We start from the raw sequence: 19,971 nt of genomic DNA on the forward strand, positions 1-19,971 counted from the left end.
GTGTATACGATTGGGGTCGATATCGGGACGACGAGTACGAAAGCTGTCCTGTTCAACGGTCATCAACAACTGGCGGTACATAACGTGTTGTATCCGCTTCTCACGCCCGATACGGAGACGGCCGAGCAAGACCCGGTCGTCATCTACGGGGCCGTGCTTGAAGCCGTCTCGGCGGTCCGTGCCAAAGCGGACGGTCCGATTCGCTTCGCATCGTTCAGCTCGGCGATGCATAGTTTGATTGCGCTCGATGCGGCAGGACGTCCGCTCACGAACAGCATCACGTGGGCCGACAGTCGGGCGAATCCGTATACGCAAGAAATCAAACGCAACTTTGATGCGAGCGCCCTTCATATGCGTACCGGCACCCCGGTTCATCCGATGGCACCGTTGTCGAAGCTGCGCTGGTTGAAAGCGGAGCACCCTGAAGTCTTTACCCGGACGGACAAGTTCGTCTCTATCAAAGAATATGTCTTCTATCGGTTGACGGGACGCTTCGTCGTCGACCATTCCATCGCTTCGGCGACAGGACTGTTCAATCTGAAACAACGAGATTGGGACACGGAAGCACTTGAAGTCGCCGGTGTGACTTCAGATCGCTTGTCTGAACTCGTCCCGACAACCGAAACCTTGCAGGTGACGCCTGACGTGACCGAGACGCTCGGCTGGGACTTCCCGCTCGTCATCGGGGCGAGCGACGGCGTGCTCTCGAACCTCGGGGTCGGTGCCTTCGAACAAGGTGTCGTCGCCGTGACGATTGGGACGAGCGGCGCTATCCGGACAGTCGTCTCGGAACCGGTCGAAGATCCAAAAGGTCGTATCTTTTGTTACGCGCTGACGGACAAGCATTGGGTAATCGGTGGACCAGTCAATAACGGCGGCATCATTCTCCGCTGGCTCCGTGACGAGTTCGCAGCAAGTGAGGTCGAGACGGCGAAACGACTCGGGATCGACGCGTACGATGTGTTGACGCGAATCGCCGAGACGGTCAAACCAGGTGCGGACGGACTCTTGTTCCATCCGTATTTGATGGGTGAACGGGCTCCACTTTGGGATTCGAACGCTCGCGGTTCATTTTTCGGGCTCAGCATTCACCATAAGCGCGAACATTTCATCCGCGCCGTATTGGAAGGGGTCATCTTTAACCTTTATACGGTCATGCTCGCACTCGATGAATTGACGGGCGCCCCGAACCGCATCCATGCGACCGGTGGTTTTGCCCAGTCGAGCCTTTGGCGTCAGATGATGGCAGACATCTTTGATACACCGGTCGTCGTGCCGGAGAGTCATGAGAGTTCATGTCTCGGGGCAGTCATGCTCGGGGAATACGCTTTCGGGGATATCGAGGAGTTCCAAGAAGTTCCACAAGTGACTCATGAGCATACACCGAACATGGAAGCGACGAATGTGTATCGCGAACTTTTGCCGATTTACATTCGCTTATCGCGCCATTTGTCTGAGGAATATGAAGCCATTTCAACGTTTCAGCGGAAGCATGTATAATGACAAACCGAGTCCTTGAAGGGCTCGGTTTTTTGAATCGTGACAGGAGATTTCGTAATATATACGGAAAGTAAGTGCGAGGTTAAACTGTCAATATTCTTAAGAAGGGATTGATTAAATGGCGATTGCAATCGGATTTCTCATTGCTGCTCTTGGTGCATTCGTGGCATATTGGTTCAGTACAGGCGAAGCACGAAACACAAAATTGAAAATATGGGGAATCGCTCTTATGATTCCTATCTCCCCTGCCTTAGCGTTTTCGATCGGACTCTCGTACGCAATCAGTGTGCAGAACGGATGGGCCGCACTCATCATGTGGTTTATTTTCCCTGTGATTTTCTTAAGTGGTCTGGCGTTGTTATTGGTCGGTCTATTCAAAAAAGATAAGAAGATGGTGTGAGTGATATGACGATTATGCTCACGACAACCCGCTGCCTCATCCGCCCATTCGAACGCCAAGACATCGAATCATTCATGATTTACCGGAATGACTTGGATTGGATGAAAGATCAGTCATTCAAAGGACTCAGCTTTGAAGAATACGAGAACGACCTACTCGGCGCACAATCACTTCAACACGGCATGCAACTCGCCATCATCGACCAAGCGACTGATGAATTGATTGGGGACGTGTATATGCAGCAAGAAGGTATGACGTATTGGATCGGCTACACAATTACCCCTACGCGCGCTCGGCAAGGCTATGCATTTGAAGTGATGTCGGAATTGATTCGTCACTTGACTAACCAAGGAGCGAAAGAGTTCAAAGCCGGTGTACTTGGGACGAACGCGGCATCCATCGCGCTATTGAAGAAATTGAACTTCACCTTTTTCGAGACAGAGCTTGACGAACAGATTTATCGTCTCGATGTCTCCAACATATGATAAAGTATGTATCACATGTCGCTTGGTTTTGATTTGAGGGAGTTTTGAATTGGATGATGAAACGCGTTCTTTTACTCATGTCGATCTTTCTACTGATTGGGTCTTTGTCACAGGCTGCGATCCAGGAGCCGAAAGCCTATAACGATCCGAGTCTCATCTATTTGACGCTCGATGATGGACCGAACTGGAAAACTGGTAAGCTGCTCGATGTCTTGAAGAAACATCAAGTGAAGGCAACCTTTTTCATTCTCGGGAAAAACATCGAAGGAAATGAGCATCTGCTTCATCGCATGATTGCGGAAGGTCATTTGATTGCCTTACACGGGATGCGACACGACCGGGATGAATTTTATGAAACACCGTTGACGGCCGTGCGTCAGATGCAGGAAGTACAAGCACTTATCTATGAAGTCACAGGCATCCATACGAACATGGCCCGGACCATTTATGGGAGTGACGCCGGCATGACACCCGCACACTGGCAGGCGATGACCGATGCCGGTTTTGAGATTTGGGACTGGAACGTCGGTAGTCTCGATCATGTGTATAAGAAAGACAATGCTCGTGTCGAGCAGCGCGTGTTCGACCGACTCGAGGCGAATCGCGCCGCACAGGTTGCCTCAATCATTCTCGCACACGATCACTCGATGACACCGAAAGCACTCGATACAATCATTCGTTATGCGAAAGAACGAGATTATGAATTCCGTACGTTAGAGGGTGTCCAACCGGTTCACAATTTTTCTGATGTATGGGAACCTCATATGGACTGATTGCCCCGTCCTGTTGAACCTACCGAAAAAGCGCATCTGATCAAAAGTGATCGATGCGCTTTTTCGTGATTTTTTCATTGGACATACTCCACACCTCCATGGATGTGGGTCCGATTTCTACCGCTATTCTTTGCTTGATATAAACAGTCATCTGCCAGATGAACCATTTCATGAAGCTGTTCGCTCTTTCCATTCGCGATGCCAATCGAGACCGATATATGGATGACTTGTTGATCTAACAATTTGAACGCATGTTTTGAAATACTACTTCGAATCCGTTCCGCCACTCCAATCACCTCGCTTTGCGAAAGCATCGGAATCAAAATGCCGAACTCTTCTCCACCGATTCGTGCTTTAATGTCATGATCCCTCGTCTCACGATGCAAGAGTTCTGAGAACTGCTTCAAAATCTCATCCCCGTTTGCGTGACCATATCGATCGTTGATCTGTTTGAAATGATCGATATCTAAAATCAATACGTTACAAGTGTCGTAACGTTCTTTGATCTTCTTCATTTGCATCTCCCATGCTCTACGATTCTCAAGCCCCGTCAAATGGTCCGTTTCAGCTGAAATTTTATACTCTTTCACTCGATGGTTGATTAAATAGAGGTCAATATTCATGATGGTAATGAGTATGCCAATAGGAAAACTAATAAGTGTGACCAATAACGCAACGTATGCAGCGTATTCAGTCAAACCTGCACTCGTGTAGATTGCAACACCCGCAATCAGACATGCCAAAAGATTCAGTGTAATCCCGAATTTAAAAAGTTGTTTTTCCAATGCGGAGATTTTGTATGTGAGGATGATTGCGACAACAATCATAAAAATGGCGATACATGCCACAATGGAGTGAAAGTCCACACCATAGCTAAAGCGATAGACTGAGATGATTGTGGCTGTGATGAACAATGGAGAAATTAATCGATAAAATCCAAGTAAAACAAGGATGAGAAAGCGAAAATCAATCTTTACTACATCTTCGACTAAAATGCTTTGCGTGATCAGAAAAATACCTAGCAGTCCTGATAAAATACCAAGCAATGCATTTTTTATATATATGTGTGTCGTATGATAACCTACAATTTTAGAAATGAAATAGATCCCGGTAAAAGAAATACAAGAATTGGCGATTAGACTAATGAACATACGTTGATCCCCTCGGTATCTGTCATATCAGTACTATTCTCTTCTTATATCCAATTAGCATCATTTACTAACATTTTAAGGTTTTTATTATTTATTTTAAAGAATATTTTCACATTTGAAGTAAATCGTTTCTTCAATAAAAAATCGAGTCCGAATGAGGACTCGATTTTTTAACTCTCATATGTCGCCATGATGAACTGACCGGATGCGCGTTGACCTGTCAGTCGAAGTTTCGTCTCTTTCGTACCTTCTGGGAAAAGAGGGATTCCCTCTCCTAACACGACCGGCGCAATCGCAATCTCATAACGATCAATCAAGTCATGCTCCATCGCGGCTTTGATGACTTCCCCACCACCGATGAGCCAAATATCTTGATCAACTTCTTGCTTTAACCGATTGATGAGTTCTTCAATTGGTTCGTCCGTGAATGTGACATGCTCGGCCTCACGGTCAGCCTGACGTGTCAAAATGTAGTTCGGGATGTCTGGATACGGATACTCTCCTTGTTCTAACTTCAATACTTCCTCATACGTCTTCCGTCCCATGATGACAGCACCAACGGTCTTGAAAAAATCAGCATAGCCGTTGTCCCCGTCCCCCTCTACGGCGAACAACCAATCGAGTTGGTCGTTCGACCGGGCAATCTTTCCGTCTAAACTCATCGCAATATATAACACAACATTCGGCATCATGTGTTCCTCCTTGATTCGTGATACATTCAGCTTAACGAACAAACACGACAAAAGATGACGGGAATGGTAGATATGAAAAAACGACACTTGCAACTGATTCGGCTACTCAATCGCGGACGACGTTTCACGGCGGAAGAACTGGCCCAAGAGACAGGCGCCTCCATTCGGACGATTCAACGGGATATGCTCTCGCTCGAAGAACTCGGTTATCCGATTTGGAGTGTTCCTGGAACTGGGGGCGGCTATGAAATGTTGCCGAACCGCTTATTGCCACCGCTCCACCTACGCGAACAAGAAGCCGTCGCCCTTTATCTCACACTCAAATGGATGGAACACATTCCTGATGTGCCGTTCGGGGACATACGAAGTACGTTGTCTGATTGGTACGTGAACGAGTTACCACATGACGTAGAGACGAAAATTCGGCGATTGGAGCGAAACATTCTCTGGCTCGGAAACAAACAAATTCCAAAAGCGCCGTTCACAAAAGACATTTACCAGGCAATTGAGCGCAAAAACAAGATAGAGATGACGTATCGATCGACGAACGGATCACGTACGTTCCCCATCGCACCGGTCGGTATGGCACTCCTTGACTTAAAGTGGTATGTCTTCGGGCTCTCCGAACTCGGATTCCGTCAATATCGGATTGATCGCATCGAAGCGGTCCAAGTGCTCGAGGAATCGTTCGAGTCCGAGGATTTGGTGACCTTGCTCAAAGAGAGTGACGAACGAATCGGTGTGACCGTTCATCTCGAACTCACCCCACTCGGTCGTCGTCTGCTTGAAGATGTATTACCCGATATCGATGAGTTGAATGAGTGGGATGTACCTGAAGAAGAGCTACCGTTTTTATCGAGGCAGCTGTTGAGGGCTGGAGCGGAAGTAGAGGTGAAAGCGCCGGAGCAGTTGCGGGAGATGATGAAGGAGCATGCGGAACAATTGATACAACGGTATATGTAAGTTTCCGAGTAAGTGCCACGAAACATTTATGAATTTTCATCCGTATAAACTACCAACACTCAACAAAGGCGGTATGTGTATGCATCACGAGTACAAACAGTTCATCCACTTATTCAAAGACGGTCAGTTCGATGACATTTATCATCAAATGACCGATTCATGCAAATCTCATTATTCCATGGACACGTTTCATCACGAAGCGTCTTCGTTTCATCATGGAATTCGGCGCTATCGTCTAATCAATGAGATGGTGTTGAATGGGAATCGATATGTACTATGGTCGGATTTCCGAAAAGAAAAATTATTGTCCGTTCAATTCAATCGCGTGAATCAGATTGAATCCATCCAAATGACTGTCTCATCCTCTTCCAAAGAGACTAATCTTTCTACGAAAAACAAGTACCATCTCCCATTCAAAGAACAATGGTTCGTCGTCTCAGAAGGGGCGAACGTCGGAATGTATCTTCATGAACCGATTCGAAAGAAACGTGATGGCTATGACTTTCTAAAAACAAAGGATCTGCAACCTTACAGTCGTAGAAAAATAGGAATCGATGGCTCGTATGCGTTCGGAGAACAAGTCCTGTCCCCACTAGATGGTACGGTTTATCAGGTAGTCGATGGGTTAACGGATGAACCGAATACTGATCATCCATTCGGCAATCACGTCATCATTCAACATTCAAACGATGAATATAGCCTTCTCGCCCATCTCGAAAATGATTCGATTGGCGTAAATGTAGGCGATACGGTCAAAACGAAACAGTTGATTGGACGCTGTGGACGTTCCGGAAATACGCCTGAGCCACGCTTGCATATGCGTGTCATGAATCACCCAGATGTGGACAGCGCGACCGCCCTCCCGATTCGATGGAAAGGTCGATTGCGACCTGTGCGTGGAAAAGTAGTCACCTCTCGTGAGGAAGAGGGATGGTCGTATGGAATTGCAGCCCTCGATTTTTCAGAACTGCTTCTTTACATTGTTCAAGCCATTCCGCGATTATTTTTTCGCTTTTTTGGATAAGAAAACCCCTCAGAAATCTGAGGGGCCCAACATCACATATCCAAATCGGTGAACGCAAGTGGGACGAGCTCCCCAAGCGTCACTTCTTTCACATCGGCGTTGCCGTTTGTGAGCAGTACTTTGAAGTCAGGATCGCCAAACTCGACCATGACCTGACGGCAGATACTACATGGTGGCAAGAAGTCTTCCGTGTCCCCAGACACGGCAACCGCTTCGAAGTCACCTTTTTTGTATCCTTTTGCGACCGCTGTGAAAATGGCTGTGCGCTCTGCACAGTTTGTTGCTCCGAACGAGACGTTCTCGACGTTGACGCCGTCGATGACCGTACCATCCTTCATGAGAAGTGCCGCCCCGACGCGGAACTTCGAATATGGTGAATACGCATTGTCCTTCAATTGGCGTGCGCGCTCGACTAATTGTTGTTGGTTCATCTTAAGTCATTCCTCTCGAATATCGAATGAACTGATGCCAGTCCCCATGCCTCTCATTTTGGGCAGGATTTTTAGCATACACCCAGCCCAAAGAGAAGTCAATGACTTTTTATAAACGCTTTCATGAATAAACAAAAAAGAAGGAGCGCTCACCCCTTCTTGACTGTCTATACGCAGTTATACTAATTCAAGCTGTGCGACAGGCGCTTCTTCCGTTTCAGTCTGCACGTGATGACGCCCAATCGGAATCACGGATGGTGAACCGGATACCGGATCACACATGACCGAACAGCGAAGGTTAAAGACCCGATGGATCAAATCACACGTGATGACGTCTGACGGCTTTCCTTCTGCAATCAACTTTCCTTTGTCGAGCGCGAAGATATAGTCCGCATAACGCGCCGACAAGTTGATATCGTGCAGCACCATGACAATCGTCGTCCCGTACTTCCGGTTCAAGTCCGTCAACAAGTCGAGAATCTCGACCTGATACGTGATATCGAGATACGTTGTCGGTTCATCTAAGAAGAGGATGTCTGTCTGTTGAGCCAGTGCCATCGCAATCCAGACGCGTTGACGCTGTCCGCCTGACAACTCGTCGATGGGACGGTCCGCAAACTCCGTGATATTCATCATCTCCATGGCCTCGGCGACAGCTTCGTAATCGGCTTTCGTCCAGCCCTTTAAAAAGGATTGATGCGGGTAACGACCACGACCGACGAGATCGGCGACCGTGATCCCTTCTGGTACGACCGGGGACTGTGGCAACATCCCGAGGACACGCGCTAATTTTTTCGGTGCCATCTTCGAAATCGGCTTATCGTAAAGCGTCACTTGACCGGCACTCGGTTTAATGAGGCGTGCCATCGTCTTCAGTAGCGTCGACTTCCCGCAACCGTTCGCACCGATGATGATGCTGATTTGATTGCTCGGAATTTCAAGGCTGATATCGTTCAAAATCATCTTGTCCTCGTATCCTGAGGTGAGATGGTCCACTTTCATAATGGATGCCATTTAGAAGTCCCCTTTCTGGTTCATCCGAATCAACAAGTATAAGAGATAAGGCGCGCCGATGATGCCGGTGATGACACCGACCGGATAGCGTGCCGTGAAAGCGAATTGTCCAACGAGGTCGGCCGCGAGTACTAAGATGATGCCGACAAGCGCTGCCGGCAAGATTCCGGCGTGGCTCGTCCCGACGAGCCGTTTAGCAATCGGTCCTGCCAAGAAGGCAATGAAGGCAATCGGTCCCGTTGTCGCAGTCGCGAGAGCGAGCATGAATACCGCCGCCACGATTAGTAAAAGTCGAGTCTGGTTCGTATTGATGCCTAACCCTGTCGCCGCCATTTCCCCGAGCTCAAGCATTTCGAGCTGACGAGTGAGCAACAGGACAATCGGTAAACAGATGAGAACTGTAATCATTAAAGGCGGCAACTCTTCAAGTTTCGCCCCATTTAAACTTCCTGTCAACCATCGCATCGCCATCGCGACATCGTTTTGTCGGCTGATGAGCAGTAAATAGTTGATAACGGCTGTGAGCATCGCTTGAATCCCAATCCCCACTAATACGAGACGACCAATGGAGAACGCGGCACCTTTGGATAGGAAATAGATGACGAGCACGGTGACGAGTCCTCCGATAATCGAGGCAATCGAGATGACCGCTTCACTCGACTGGAGGACGACGATACAAAAGACAGCCGCCGCACTCGAACCGGTCGTGATCCCGATGACATTCGGGTTGGCGAGCGGATTTCGAAGCATCGTTTGGAAGATGGTTCCCGCGGCACCAAATGCTGCACCGGCAAAGACACCAGCAAGCATACGTGGTAAACGCAACACTTCAACGGCGAACGTCGCCCCTTTTACGTCTTCCCCGAGCAAGACACGGATGACATCCTGAATCGGATAAATCGTATTGCCCAACATGAGCATTAACCCGCTCAATACTACCGCTATGATGGTCAAAAGAAGCGTCATCCCGACATAACGACGGCGTCGCTTCATGCGACCTTGTCTGATTTGTTCAATCGCTGGTTGCATCATAGTCCTCTTACCTTTACTTTCATTGTCAATAGAATCAAGATCGGTGCCCCGATGAACGCCGTCACAATCCCGACCTCGAGCTCACCCGGGCTTCCGAGCAAACGTCCGATGACGTCCGAGAAAGTTAAAATGATGGCGCCCGCAAAAGCGGACATCGGCATGAGATAGCGCTGATCCGGACCGAGCACGAGGCGAATCAAATGGGGTGCGAGTAGCCCGATAAATCCGATCGGTCCGGCAAGCGCTGTCGCCGCCCCACACAAAATCACGCCGGCGAACGAGGCGGTCAGTTTCAACGTGCCTGTTCGAACGCCGAGGCTCTTCGCCATCTCCTCCCCGAGTGCGAGTGCGTTCAAAGAAGGCGCGGTCACGACCGCAATCACGAGACCGATTAAAAGAAACGGTAAAAAGGTATAAATCGAATCCAGATTTCCTGCACCGACACTCCCAACTTGCCAAAAACGGAACTGATCCATGACGTTCGAGCGTGGAATCATGAGCGCCATGACGAGCGACGATAGTGCTGCACTTGTCGCCGCTCCCGCTAAGACGAGTTTGAGCGGGGTCGCCCCTCCTCTTCCAAGCGAACCGATACCGAAAACGAAAATGGCCGTCAATAGCGCCCCGACGAGCGCGAACCAGATGAACGCACTCGCTGTCGAAATATTGAAGAACGCGATCCCGATGACGACGGCGAGCGCTGCTCCCGTGTTGACCCCAAGGATGCTCGGATCGGCAATCGGGTTACGCGTCACCGACTGCATGAGCGCCCCCGCCACACCAAGTGCTGCGCCACACATGAAACTAAAGATTGTCCGGATGACCCGCTCCCGGACAATGTCTGCCTCATACGACTGAACAGCCGGACGGAATAAACCGTCCAGCAGTTCATTCCACCCGACTGTTCGTGAGCCGAAGGCAAGGGATGCCAAGATGCACAGCACCGTCAGTACAAGCGTTCCGATCAAGAGAAGCGGAAAGTGCTTTGGCGTGTGCATCTGTTTGATTTGTGTTTGCATCATTTCACTTTCGCAAGGGCATCCGATACGCGTGAAACGTACTCATCAATCGTATATTCAATCGAGAGTGGCGTCGGTGTTCCTGCCGCTGCGAGTGGTGTGTTATCTTCAATCAAGACGACCGAGCCACGTTCAATGGCTGGCACTTTACTGTAGAGCGGGTCTGCTTGAAGCGCCTTTAACGTGTCTTCATTTCCGTATGTGACGAAGATGTCGACGTCGTTCAAAATGTCAGCGTTCTCTTTGCTGAGCTCGAGATAGAAGCTATCTGTTTTCTCTGCCTCATCTAAGATGTTTTGTGGGTACTCCATCCCGAGTTCTTCGATGAAGGCACCACGTGGGTCACCCGTCGTATAGATATAGAATTTTGAAAGGTCTTCCGCGCTCATCGAAACGAATGCGGCTTTCTTGCCAGCAATCTCAGGAACGGCTGTCGCTTTGTCTGTGATTAACTGCTCCGTGTCTTTAATCAATTGTTCGCCTTCTTCACCAAGTCCCATCGCGAGTGAGTCATAGCGAACCATGTCTTGCCATGATGTGACCCAAGGTGTTTCTTTGTAAGCCACGACCGGTGCGATTTGGCTAAGCGTGTCATAGTCTTCTTGCGTGATGCCTGAGTAGGCCGCCAAGATCACGTCCGGGTTAGAATCCGCGATCGCTTCAAAGTCTAATCCGTCTGTGTCTTGATAGATGTTCGGGTTCTCTTCCCCGAGCGCTTTCAACTTCTCTGCCGTCCATGGAAGCATACCGCTGTCGTCTTGGACACCATAGTTCGCAGCCGAGAATCCGACTGGTACGACGTCGAGGGCAAGTGCGACGTCATGGTTTCCCCATGAAATCGTTGCGACCCGTTCCGGTTTCTCTTTGATGACCGTTTCACCGAATGCGTGCTCGATTGTGATGGGGTAGCCTTCTGTCGATTCTTCCGTCCCTTCGTTCTTGGAAGCGTTCTCAGCTTCTTCCGAACCACAACCGGCTAAGATGAGTGCGAATGCCGATACAAAGATGAACATATGTAACCATTTCTTGAATGTGTTGTTCACGTGATTTTCTCCTTTTCGAACTTCTCTGTATTTTGTCGATACTGATAATCATTATCAGTTATGAGTATAGACCTGCTCTTAAGTCATGTCAACCGCTATTCGGTAAAGAAATATGAAAAAACCTGCCGTTTTAGGACAGGTTGCTTAGGACTTTCGATGCCGTCGCATGACGTCAGCAATCGGTTCATCTTGTTTTTCAAGCTCCGAAACGATCCGTTCATGGTCCACGTCGTTTCGGTTTTGACTTAATTTGAACGTCGCCTGCATATCGGTGATGTCGATCCGAAACCCGACGACGCCGTTCATTTGTCGCTTCACTGGTTCCGATAATGTCTCCCAACGTACCGCATGCTCGCGTTCCCCTTCATACTCATGGAGCAATCCTGCGAGTTCCTCCACTAATTCTTTCTCATTGAGAATCATCGCACGTCCGTACACGTGTACGGCTTGGTAGTTCCATGTCGAGACGTCCTCATGGCCGTACCAGGACGCCGACACGTAAGCGTTTGGTCCTTGAAACATGACGAGAACGGTTTGATTTTCAATCGTTCGCCACTGCGGATTCGCTTTCGCAATATGCGTCGTCAGTTGACTGTTCGCCTCATCGAATCGTAACGGGACATGTGTCGCAATCGGTTTGTCCCCATCATGCGTCACGATCGTACCGAACGGATGGGCATGGAGAAACGCGTAAATCTCAGCTCGTTCTTTGACGGAATATTGATTTGGAATATACATGCTGTACCCCCTTTCTCCTATTATATTCTGATCAAGTCGGGTATAACGACACAGAAGGAGGAATGTTTTTATGAAACAACCTATCAAAGCCATCGTCTTTGACGTATATGGCACATTATTCGACGTCCATTCGGTGAAGGATGCCTGTGAACAAGAGTTCCCTGAAAAAGGAGCTGCCATCAGCCAAGTATGGCGGACGAAACAACTCGAGTATTTCTTTTGGCGCCACATGATGGGACGTTATGAAGATTTCGATAAAGTGACCCGGGACGCACTCCGTTATGCGCTCGCCGTGCATGATGCAACATCGACAGAGGAAATCGAACAACGTCTGGTCGCATCGTATGCGCACCTCACCCCGTATGAAGAGGTCGAGTCGGTCCTAAAAGAGTTGCATGACGTGAAGACCGTCATCCTCTCGAACGGGACGGACGAGATGCTTGAGGCACTGCTTCGCAACGCCGGTCTTAGCGATTATTTCGATGAGGTCGTCAGCGTCGACGGCATCAAACAACCGAAACCGACGCCTGCTGCCTACATGCACTGGTTCAAGACGTCCGGTCTTCGTCGTGACGAGGTGCTCTTCTTATCGTCGAACGGATGGGACATCGCCGGGGCGAAAAACTTTGGCTTTCATGCCGCCTGGATCAATCGGAACGACTTACCGTTCGAGGAGTTCGATGTTAAACCAGATGCCGTCTATCCAAACTTGAATCATTTGTCAGAATGGCTCTAGTCCGTGAACGACCTCGTGAAAATGAGGTCGTTTTGTGCATCTTCCCCCATGAAAAAGGTATGCACCCCCGTCTGTTCGAACCCGTTCCGTCGATAGAATCGAATCGCTCTCTCATTACGTTCCCATACGCCGAGCCACATCTTTCGCTTGTGTAGCTCCTTCGCTAATTCAGTCGCCTTAGTAAATAACGCTTTCCCCACCCCGTGACCTTGAAACGCTTCGAATACATAAATCCGTTCGATTTCAATCGTATCGGCGCCCATCGGTTCAGATTGAGCATCGCGTACGTTCACTTTCAAATACCCTGCCAACTCGCCATCTACGTGCGCAAAGTAGAAATGAGAGTCAGGGTGCGCCAACTCTCGCTTCAACTGCTCAGTCGCGTACGCTTTTTCTAAGTAAGCGTTCAAATGCTCTTCTGTGTTGTGACGTGCGAACGTCTCCGTAAATGTCTGGATGCTAATGTGACGTAAGGCTTCTACGTCTGTCACCTTCGAGATTTCAATCATGTGGTCTCGCTCCTCTCAGTATTCTCGATGCTTGCCTTTCTTCACTTCGGCCCAATCTATCTCCACATTGCTTCGTACTTTTTTCAAGAGGCGTAACAACTCTTCACTTTCTTGCTCGTCGAGTCCTGATAACGCGACCGATGTAGAATATTCATGTTCCCGAATGATGAGCGGGTACAATGCCTCGCCCTTCTGCGTCACGTATAACCGTTTGATTTTCTGGTTCTCTAAATCTGACCGTCTCTCAATCCATCCCTCTTGCTGCAGTTTCTTGATGGCACGTGCGGCGGTCGTCCGATCTACCTTAATCAACTCTGCCAGCCGCTCTTGAATGATACCTGGGTGTTCAAAAATCCTAACGACGTACAAGTACTTCCCTTTTTCTAAACCGAGTGCCTTAAATTCAATGTTGCTGATTGAATCGAGGGCACGCGCAATCATCCCGATTTCTCGTAAATGGTCATGCATTATGAGACACCTCTATCCCTTTGTTGCAAATGCAACAAAATACTTTATATAAGCGTATCGTAATTTGTGAGAGAATGGAAGTAAGAATTTTCGCTAAGAAGGAGATGAATGAGAGATGGGTCACCGAATCTATACGACGAGTTTCGCGAGCGTTTATCCACTCTACGTCGCCAAAGCCGAACGCAAAGGACGGACGAAGGAAGAAGTCGACACCATCATCGAATGGTTGACCGGTTACGATGAGACCGGACTCGAACGTCAGATAGCCAATCAAGTCGATTTTGATACGTTTTTCGCTTCAGCACCTCGTCTGAATGAAGACCGCGCCCTCATCAAAGGTGTCGTCTGTGGGGTCCGTGTCGAGAACGTTGAAGAACCACTCATGCGTGAGATCCGTTATTTGGACAAACTCATCGATGAGTTGGCAAAAGGAAAGAAAATGGAGAAGATTTTACGAGGAGGTGAATCATGATGGATGTGACAGCACTCGTCGACGAGGCACGGCTCGATTCATTTATTCATCTGCTCGAGGTCATCGATGATCATTTACCTGGCGGATTTGAAAAAACGACGGACGGACATGGTGTCCATTACGTCGTTCCACTCGATCGATATCCGTCCGGGTATCATGTCACACCGGGTACCCCGCTCCCGTTTATCAGTGTAATCGCGCAAAAGCGCCATGTCGGACTGTATCACATGGGCATTTACGCCGACCCTGAATTACTCGCTTGGTTCGAACGGGAGTATGCGAGTCGTGTCCCGACGAAACTTGATATGGGAAAAAGCTGTATCCGTTTCAATAACGTGAAGCGAATCCCGTTTGACTTGGTCGGAGAACTCGTCGAGAAGATGACTGTCGAGGAATGGATTCAGCACTACGAAGGACAACGAGATAACAAAAAAGAGTCCGGCTAATTTTCGGACTCTTTTCATTTACACAGTAAATCGATTCGTCATCTCTCGCATCTCATCCGCCATATTCGATAATTCTTGAGCGGCTGCCGTAATTTCTTCCATCGATGCCATCTGTTCTTCAGTAGCTGCTGATGTGTTCTCCGTTTCTGTGGCAGTCGATTCAGTAATTCCTTGAATCTCATTCACGGAGTTCAACACTTCTGTCGCTCCCGCCGCCATTTCCTGTACAGCACTAGACACTTCTTCTATTTGCTGTCCGACTTCTTCAATGGAAACTTTAATTTCATCAAACGCAACACCTGTCTGCCGCACGTTCGTCACACTCTGTCCCATATCACCTTCTACGACATGCATCGTTTCTACAGCATGCTTTGTTTCTGTCTGTGTATGATGAATTAGAGAGGAAATTTGTTTGGTCGCATCGGCTGATTCTTCCGCGAGTTTTCGTACTTCTGCAGCAACGACTGCGAACCCACGTCCCTGATCTCCTGCCCGCGCTGCCTCGATTGCTGCATTTAATGCAAGTAAGTTCGTTTGCTCTGCAATTCCTGAAATGGTCCCACTGATTGTACCAATCTCTTGAGAACGAGTATTAAGCTGCTCAATGACTTGTTGCAACGTCTTCACTTTTTCATTCATCGCTTCAAGCTGATGTTCAAGCGTTTCGATTAGCTCATTCCCTGATTGTACTTTGTCCAATGCCCCTTCCGATAATACAGTCATCTGTTGAGCACGGTCGGAGACTTGGTGAATGCCATTCGTCAATTCTGAAAGGGTACCATTTGAAGACTTGACCCGTTTCAACTGATGGAGTGAACCCGAAGCGATTTCTTCCATCGTCACGGCTACCATCTCTGTCGCTTTTGTCGTTTCTTCTACGTTATTTTTCAAATCGTCCGATGAAGTCGCCACACGCCCAGCAGTCGAAGTCACTCCACCAATCAACTCTCGTAAACTTTCTTTCATCTGATTGAATGACTGTGCGAGCGCTCCGATTTCATCGCGTGATGTGTATGTGCTATTGACTGTCAAATCCCCTTCACCGGCACGACTCATCAATACGTTCAATTCTTTCACCGGACCAACCACAAGGCGGGTGATGTAGACGCCTAGTCCAATTGAAAGTGTAGCTCCTAAAATGACTAGACCCCAAAAGATCAACACAGCACGCTCTCGATCCGACCGCATCGTATCACTGGCCGTTTCCGCATCCGCATTCAACTGATCCATAACTTCTTTCGCCGTCTCAACAAGCGCAAGTCGTATCGGACGCAATTCTGTTCCATATTGTCGATAAGCAGATTCATTTTCATTTCGTAATGCAGGTTGCAATACGACGTCTATGCTTTCCAAATATGCGTTCGTCTCTTCATTCAGCTTTTCGATTCGACTAATTAACTCAGGATTTTCTGTCGAAATCGAATCATTAAATACTTTGAGATCGGTAGCCATACTCTCTCGACGCTCTTCAATGTTTTTTTGTAACTCTTCATTTCGAGCACTTTCGGTCGTTAACATTAGTTCTAACAAGTGACTTTCGATTGCACGATTATCGGTTCTCAACTGTCCAATGGCACGAATCGGAATCAATCTCTCTTCATATATCTTTTCTCCAGCATCAGCCATTCGCCCAATCAACATATGGCTTAACATTGAAATCATGACGAGTGTCACAACGAATAATGAAATCAATACTGTAAACTTCTTTGACATGCTTAAATTTTTCATCATCTTCCCTCCCGCTCTATTTATCGTGTCGAATTTGTGAAAAATGAAGCAATGTCTAGAAAGCATTGACCTAAGTTTCGAATCTGACTCCTCGCTTTATCTCGTTACACCTTTTGTAAGCCGGCTCGCATTTGTATTGCGTTGAGATGCAGTATACTAACATCAGATAATTACGGTTACGAAAGGAGCGGACAACTTGCCACGACCACTCAAACTCACACTCTTTCTTCTAGTGTTTGGATCTTTGTTCTATATCACCCATTTCCACTATGAATTGCGTCCGTCTGACATCCGGGACATCGTCTTGTCATTCGGATTTTGGGGGCCACTCTTCTTTATTTTCCTTTATGCCATCGGTCCGGTCGCATTTTTACCAACATCCGTGCTGTCACTCGGAGCCGGACTCGCATTCGGCGTGTGGCCAGGTGTCCTCTATATCATCATCGGCGCGACTGCTGCCGCGACGACCGGGTACGTGATGGGGCGCTTTTTCGGTCGATCGGTCATCAATGTCGACCGCTATCCATGGTCAGAGAAACTGTTCACACAAATGGAACGTCGTGGCTTTTTATATGTATTTGTCCTCCGGCTCATCCCGCTCGTCAGTTTCGACTTACTCAGTTATGCCGGCGGAATCTCACGTGTTCGCTTCCGTGCCTTCGTACCGGCGACCGTGCTCGGCATGATTCCAGGTACGTTCGCCTACAGCTTCCTCGGGGCGAGCCTCGCCTCAGGCAGTGTCACTACGATCTTCATCGCCGCGCTCGTCTTCGTCGGCTTGATTGTCGTGACGTATATCTTCCGGGAACCGGTGAAAAAGTGGTTAGGCCTAAATTGAAAAATCGATTCTCCTATCTCACTAAAAGGCATTTGAACACGCAATCCCTTTTCTTGTAAATTATATGTGGGAATAATATCCACATATACTATTTAAAGGGGAATCACCACGTGTTTAAAAAAGTTATCGCCTGTCTTCTAGTTATTTTCATGTTATGTAGTTCGTCTGTTTCAATTTCAGCAAAAGAATTTCATTCTCGATATAATAAAGGAGAAATGGTCTATCTAACCTTCGACGATGGACCAAATCAATACACACCGAAGTTGCTCGATGTCTTAAAACGATATGATGTGAAGGCAACCTTTTTCATTTTAGGCAAGAAAATTAAAGGAAATGAAGCCATTCTCCAACGAATTGTGGACGAGGGACATACGATTGGACTACATAGTATGACTCACGATAAGAAAACATTTTATCGTTCCCCTCAAACCGCAGTAAATGAGATGAAACAAGTTCAACAATTGATTTTTGATATCACCGGCGTAAAGTCAACGACCATTCGCGTCCCTTATGGAAGTGTGCCTCATATGACTAAAGCACATCGTCAAGCGATGGAAAAGGCCGGTTTTGACATGTGGGACTGGAACGTTGATACGCTCGATTGGAAATACAAAAAGAATCAAAAAGCGATGCGCTATCAAACGATCAAACAAGTACGTGCTCACCGCGCTTACTATCAAGCATCTATCGTCTTGATGCATGATCACGCCACTTCTCCAGAATCACTCTCTTATATGCTGAGACATTTGACACGTGAGAAGTTCCTCTTTTTGACGACGGATCAAGCAAAAGAACCATATCATTTCTATAACAAATGGTATGGCACATCACATTGATTACCTCAATCGGAGCCCTGTGCTCCTTTTTTTGTTCCAAATGTGCAATCTATATTAACTTCCGTCAACTTCATCCGATATGTATAGAGCTACAACAAATGAACACGAGAATGTGAGGAAAGAATGATGAGTTTGATCAAAAGAAATCAGTTGATGTTGTTGACGACGTTATTGATTGTGATGACGTCGATTGTTGTCCATTTGCTACATCGTTTCACGGATTTTGCCTATGCATATACGATCCTACGAAACGGTGCGGACGATTACGTATACTCCGGTGTGACGTGGGTCTTGTTCGCCCTCCCAATCGTCTTCTTCGGGATGATGGTCGTCACCTCGAAGCGAGAATCTCTAGCTTTTTCCTATTGGATGATGCTAACACTCACCTTCGCAAGCATCTCGACCGTCGCTGGAGGACAAGGACTCGTTGAGTATCACTTCTCGATTTTTGTCGTCTTGGCGATTTTGTCGTTCATGCGTCGAATCGATTTGATTTTGTATAGTGCGGGGATCTTTGCTGTGCAACATCTGGTTGGATACTTTTTGATTCCTGAGATGATTTGTGGGACGAGCGACTATCCGTTCAGTTTACTACTCGTCCATGCCGTATATTTGATTCTTCTCAGCGTCGTGCTTGTCGCGCAAATCCACTTCCGTAATAAAGAGACGGAACGTGTCGAGGCACAGGAGCAAGAAACGCGACAGTTGTTACAACAAGCGATTCATGATGTCAGCGTGCTCGTTCAATCTTTGAACAGTCACGCCGAAGAGCTTGAATCCGCTGCTAACCAGTCTCTCGAATCAGGTGAGCAAATCGCTGTCACGGTCGACCCGATTGTCGCACATGCTTCATCCCAACAGGAATCCATGGTGCAAGGGGCAGATGAAATTCACTCAATCCGGTCTTTGACGGCGCTCATTCAAGAACGAATGGCCCAGACGGCCGCAGCGTCCTCGCGTATCGCCAAAGATGCCCTTGCCGGGAACAAAGACATGCGACTGATGGAAGCAAAAGTACAAGAAATCATCACCGAGTCGGAACAACTCGACCGGATTGTCGCGACGATGTCGAATCGTTCAACCGAAATCCAAGGAATCTTGCAACAAGTCGGTTCCATCAGTGAACAGACGAATATGCTCGCCTTGAACGCATCCATTGAAGCGGCTCGTGCCGGTGAGGCTGGACGAGGATTCGCCGTCGTCGCCTCAGAAGTCGGGAAACTTGCTGTCCAATCGCGCGAATATGCATCCGAGATGACCCGAGTCCTCGGTGGATTGATGGAAGATACGACTGTCGTATCCAAATCAGCGCATCTTTTCAAACAAGCGACCGAAAACTGTCAAACGGTCACGAACGATGTGACGGCTGTGTTTGATCGTCTAACGGAAGATGTTTCAGAAATCGACGAACAAATCGCTTCGATTCAAGAGACACGCCAACGGGTCACGACACAGATGGAAGCACTTGAAACACGACTTGAGTCGACGAAATATGCGGCGAATGAACTCCAACAACAGATTCACCATGTTGCCGCAGCAACGGAAGAGCAAGTCGCCATTCAAAAAGAACTCAGTTCGATGTCGGACCGTCTCGCTCTGACCGCGAATTCGCTTGAAGACGTGACGACTCAACTCGAGGATCACGCCACTCGTGCCTAACACAAATGCCCCCG

General features: G+C 48.1%; 23 protein-coding genes. 12 read left to right on the forward strand and 11 right to left on the reverse strand.

From position 1 onward, the window contains the following. The 4 genes from gntK to EAT1B_RS06100 all read left to right on the forward strand — a co-directional run bounded on the left by gntK (position 1) and on the right by EAT1B_RS06100 (position 3,158). Complete coding sequence (gntK, locus tag EAT1B_RS06085; RefSeq protein WP_012727269.1) at positions 1-1,500, forward strand: gluconokinase; 1,500 nt, start codon at positions 1-3, stop codon at positions 1,498-1,500. Between the two features lie 118 nt (positions 1,501-1,618). Further along, positions 1,619-1,900, forward strand: coding sequence for a hypothetical protein (locus EAT1B_RS06090; protein ID WP_012727270.1), 282 nt, complete (start codon positions 1,619-1,621; stop codon positions 1,898-1,900). Positions 1,901-1,905: 5 nt separating this feature from the next. Beyond that, positions 1,906-2,385, forward strand: coding sequence for a GNAT family N-acetyltransferase (locus tag EAT1B_RS06095; RefSeq protein ID WP_193343257.1), 480 nt, complete (start codon positions 1,906-1,908; stop codon positions 2,383-2,385). 53 nt (positions 2,386-2,438) lie between these two features. Next, a complete protein-coding gene (locus EAT1B_RS06100) occupies positions 2,439-3,158 on the forward strand; it encodes a polysaccharide deacetylase family protein (protein WP_012727272.1) in 720 nt (239 codons plus the stop codon). A 74-nt stretch (positions 3,159-3,232) separates the two neighbouring features. Here EAT1B_RS06100 and EAT1B_RS06105 read toward each other — a convergent pair whose 3' ends face one another. Further along, positions 3,233-4,309 carry a diguanylate cyclase gene (locus EAT1B_RS06105; protein WP_012727273.1) on the reverse strand — a complete coding sequence of 359 codons (1,077 nt, stop codon included), beginning with the start codon at positions 4,307-4,309 and terminating at the stop codon, positions 3,233-3,235. Between the two features lie 170 nt (positions 4,310-4,479). Continuing rightward, the gene (locus EAT1B_RS06110) at positions 4,480-4,998 is read right to left on the reverse strand and encodes a dihydrofolate reductase family protein (protein WP_049759938.1); all 519 of its coding nucleotides are present in this window, start codon (positions 4,996-4,998) and stop codon (positions 4,480-4,482) included. A gap of 75 nt (positions 4,999-5,073) precedes the next feature. Here EAT1B_RS06110 and EAT1B_RS06115 point away from each other — a divergent pair, with 75 nt between their 5' ends. Further along, positions 5,074-5,964 (forward strand): YafY family protein, encoded by an 891-nt coding sequence (locus EAT1B_RS06115; RefSeq protein WP_012727275.1) that lies wholly within the window; start codon positions 5,074-5,076, stop codon positions 5,962-5,964. A gap of 79 nt (positions 5,965-6,043) precedes the next feature. After that, positions 6,044-6,988 carry a M23 family metallopeptidase gene (locus EAT1B_RS06120; RefSeq protein ID WP_012727276.1) on the forward strand — a complete coding sequence of 315 codons (945 nt, stop codon included), beginning with the start codon at positions 6,044-6,046 and terminating at the stop codon, positions 6,986-6,988. A 32-nt stretch (positions 6,989-7,020) separates the two neighbouring features. Here EAT1B_RS06120 and EAT1B_RS06125 read toward each other — a convergent pair whose 3' ends face one another. The 6 genes from EAT1B_RS06125 to EAT1B_RS06150 all read right to left on the reverse strand — a co-directional run bounded on the left by EAT1B_RS06125 (position 7,021) and on the right by EAT1B_RS06150 (position 12,265). After that, the gene (locus EAT1B_RS06125) at positions 7,021-7,419 is read right to left on the reverse strand and encodes a cytidine deaminase (RefSeq protein ID WP_012727277.1); all 399 of its coding nucleotides are present in this window, start codon (positions 7,417-7,419) and stop codon (positions 7,021-7,023) included. 177 nt (positions 7,420-7,596) lie between these two features. Continuing rightward, on the reverse strand, positions 7,597-8,433 hold the full coding sequence (locus EAT1B_RS06130; RefSeq protein ID WP_012727278.1) for an ABC transporter ATP-binding protein: 837 nt from the start codon (positions 8,431-8,433) through the stop codon (positions 7,597-7,599). Continuing rightward, positions 8,434-9,465 carry an iron chelate uptake ABC transporter family permease subunit gene (locus EAT1B_RS06135; RefSeq protein WP_031422345.1) on the reverse strand — a complete coding sequence of 344 codons (1,032 nt, stop codon included), beginning with the start codon at positions 9,463-9,465 and terminating at the stop codon, positions 8,434-8,436. It abuts the gene before it with no gap. Next, positions 9,462-10,487 (reverse strand): iron ABC transporter permease, encoded by a 1,026-nt coding sequence (locus EAT1B_RS06140; protein ID WP_012727280.1) that lies wholly within the window; start codon positions 10,485-10,487, stop codon positions 9,462-9,464. The genes EAT1B_RS06135 and EAT1B_RS06140 overlap by 4 nt, the downstream gene beginning before the upstream one ends. Further along, on the reverse strand, positions 10,484-11,527 hold the full coding sequence (locus EAT1B_RS06145; protein WP_012727281.1) for an iron-siderophore ABC transporter substrate-binding protein: 1,044 nt from the start codon (positions 11,525-11,527) through the stop codon (positions 10,484-10,486). The genes EAT1B_RS06140 and EAT1B_RS06145 overlap by 4 nt, the downstream gene beginning before the upstream one ends. A gap of 144 nt (positions 11,528-11,671) precedes the next feature. After that, positions 11,672-12,265: an FMN-binding negative transcriptional regulator gene (locus EAT1B_RS06150; RefSeq protein ID WP_012727282.1), complete on the reverse strand. Its 594-nt coding sequence runs from the start codon at positions 12,263-12,265 to the stop codon at positions 11,672-11,674. A gap of 70 nt (positions 12,266-12,335) precedes the next feature. Here EAT1B_RS06150 and EAT1B_RS06155 point away from each other — a divergent pair, with 70 nt between their 5' ends. After that, positions 12,336-13,001, forward strand: a complete 666-nt coding sequence (locus tag EAT1B_RS06155; protein WP_012727283.1) for a haloacid dehalogenase type II — start codon at positions 12,336-12,338, stop codon at positions 12,999-13,001. Here the strand turns inward: EAT1B_RS06155 and EAT1B_RS06160 are convergent. Together EAT1B_RS06160 and EAT1B_RS06165 are read right to left on the reverse strand one after the other, a co-directional pair. Continuing rightward, positions 12,998-13,510, reverse strand: a complete 513-nt coding sequence (locus EAT1B_RS06160; protein ID WP_012727284.1) for a GNAT family N-acetyltransferase — start codon at positions 13,508-13,510, stop codon at positions 12,998-13,000. The two genes, EAT1B_RS06155 and EAT1B_RS06160, sit on opposite strands and share 4 nt — an antisense overlap. A gap of 15 nt (positions 13,511-13,525) precedes the next feature. Then, entirely contained in the window at positions 13,526-13,978 is a 453-nt protein-coding gene (locus EAT1B_RS06165) for a MarR family winged helix-turn-helix transcriptional regulator (protein ID WP_012727285.1), read from the reverse strand. Between the two features lie 115 nt (positions 13,979-14,093). Between EAT1B_RS06165 and EAT1B_RS06170 the strand changes: the two genes are divergently transcribed. Both EAT1B_RS06170 and EAT1B_RS06175 read left to right on the forward strand, forming a co-directional pair. Beyond that, complete coding sequence (locus tag EAT1B_RS06170) at positions 14,094-14,450, forward strand: DUF2200 domain-containing protein (RefSeq protein ID WP_012727286.1); 357 nt, start codon at positions 14,094-14,096, stop codon at positions 14,448-14,450. Then, the gene (locus tag EAT1B_RS06175) at positions 14,447-14,896 is read left to right on the forward strand and encodes a DUF1801 domain-containing protein (RefSeq protein WP_012727287.1); all 450 of its coding nucleotides are present in this window, start codon (positions 14,447-14,449) and stop codon (positions 14,894-14,896) included. Before EAT1B_RS06170 ends, EAT1B_RS06175 begins: the two co-directional genes overlap by 4 nt. A gap of 18 nt (positions 14,897-14,914) precedes the next feature. Here the strand turns inward: EAT1B_RS06175 and EAT1B_RS06180 are convergent, their stop codons facing one another. Then, the gene (locus EAT1B_RS06180; protein WP_012727288.1) at positions 14,915-16,624 is read right to left on the reverse strand and encodes a methyl-accepting chemotaxis protein; all 1,710 of its coding nucleotides are present in this window, start codon (positions 16,622-16,624) and stop codon (positions 14,915-14,917) included. A gap of 196 nt (positions 16,625-16,820) precedes the next feature. Between EAT1B_RS06180 and EAT1B_RS06185 the strand changes: the two genes are divergently transcribed. The 3 genes from EAT1B_RS06185 (at position 16,821) to EAT1B_RS06195 (ending at position 19,957) form a co-directional block, all read left to right on the forward strand. Next, positions 16,821-17,462, forward strand: coding sequence for a TVP38/TMEM64 family protein (locus EAT1B_RS06185; protein ID WP_012727289.1), 642 nt, complete (start codon positions 16,821-16,823; stop codon positions 17,460-17,462). Positions 17,463-17,677: 215 nt separating this feature from the next. Then, positions 17,678-18,298 (forward strand): polysaccharide deacetylase family protein, encoded by a 621-nt coding sequence (locus EAT1B_RS06190; protein WP_235439517.1) that lies wholly within the window; start codon positions 17,678-17,680, stop codon positions 18,296-18,298. A gap of 126 nt (positions 18,299-18,424) precedes the next feature. Further along, the gene (locus EAT1B_RS06195; RefSeq protein ID WP_041917941.1) at positions 18,425-19,957 is read left to right on the forward strand and encodes a methyl-accepting chemotaxis protein; all 1,533 of its coding nucleotides are present in this window, start codon (positions 18,425-18,427) and stop codon (positions 19,955-19,957) included. The last annotated feature ends 14 nt before the right edge of the window (positions 19,958-19,971 follow it).

The sequence above is a fragment of the Exiguobacterium sp. AT1b genome, from assembly GCF_000023045.1.
Lineage (GTDB): Bacteria > Bacillota > Bacilli > Exiguobacteriales > Exiguobacteriaceae > Exiguobacterium.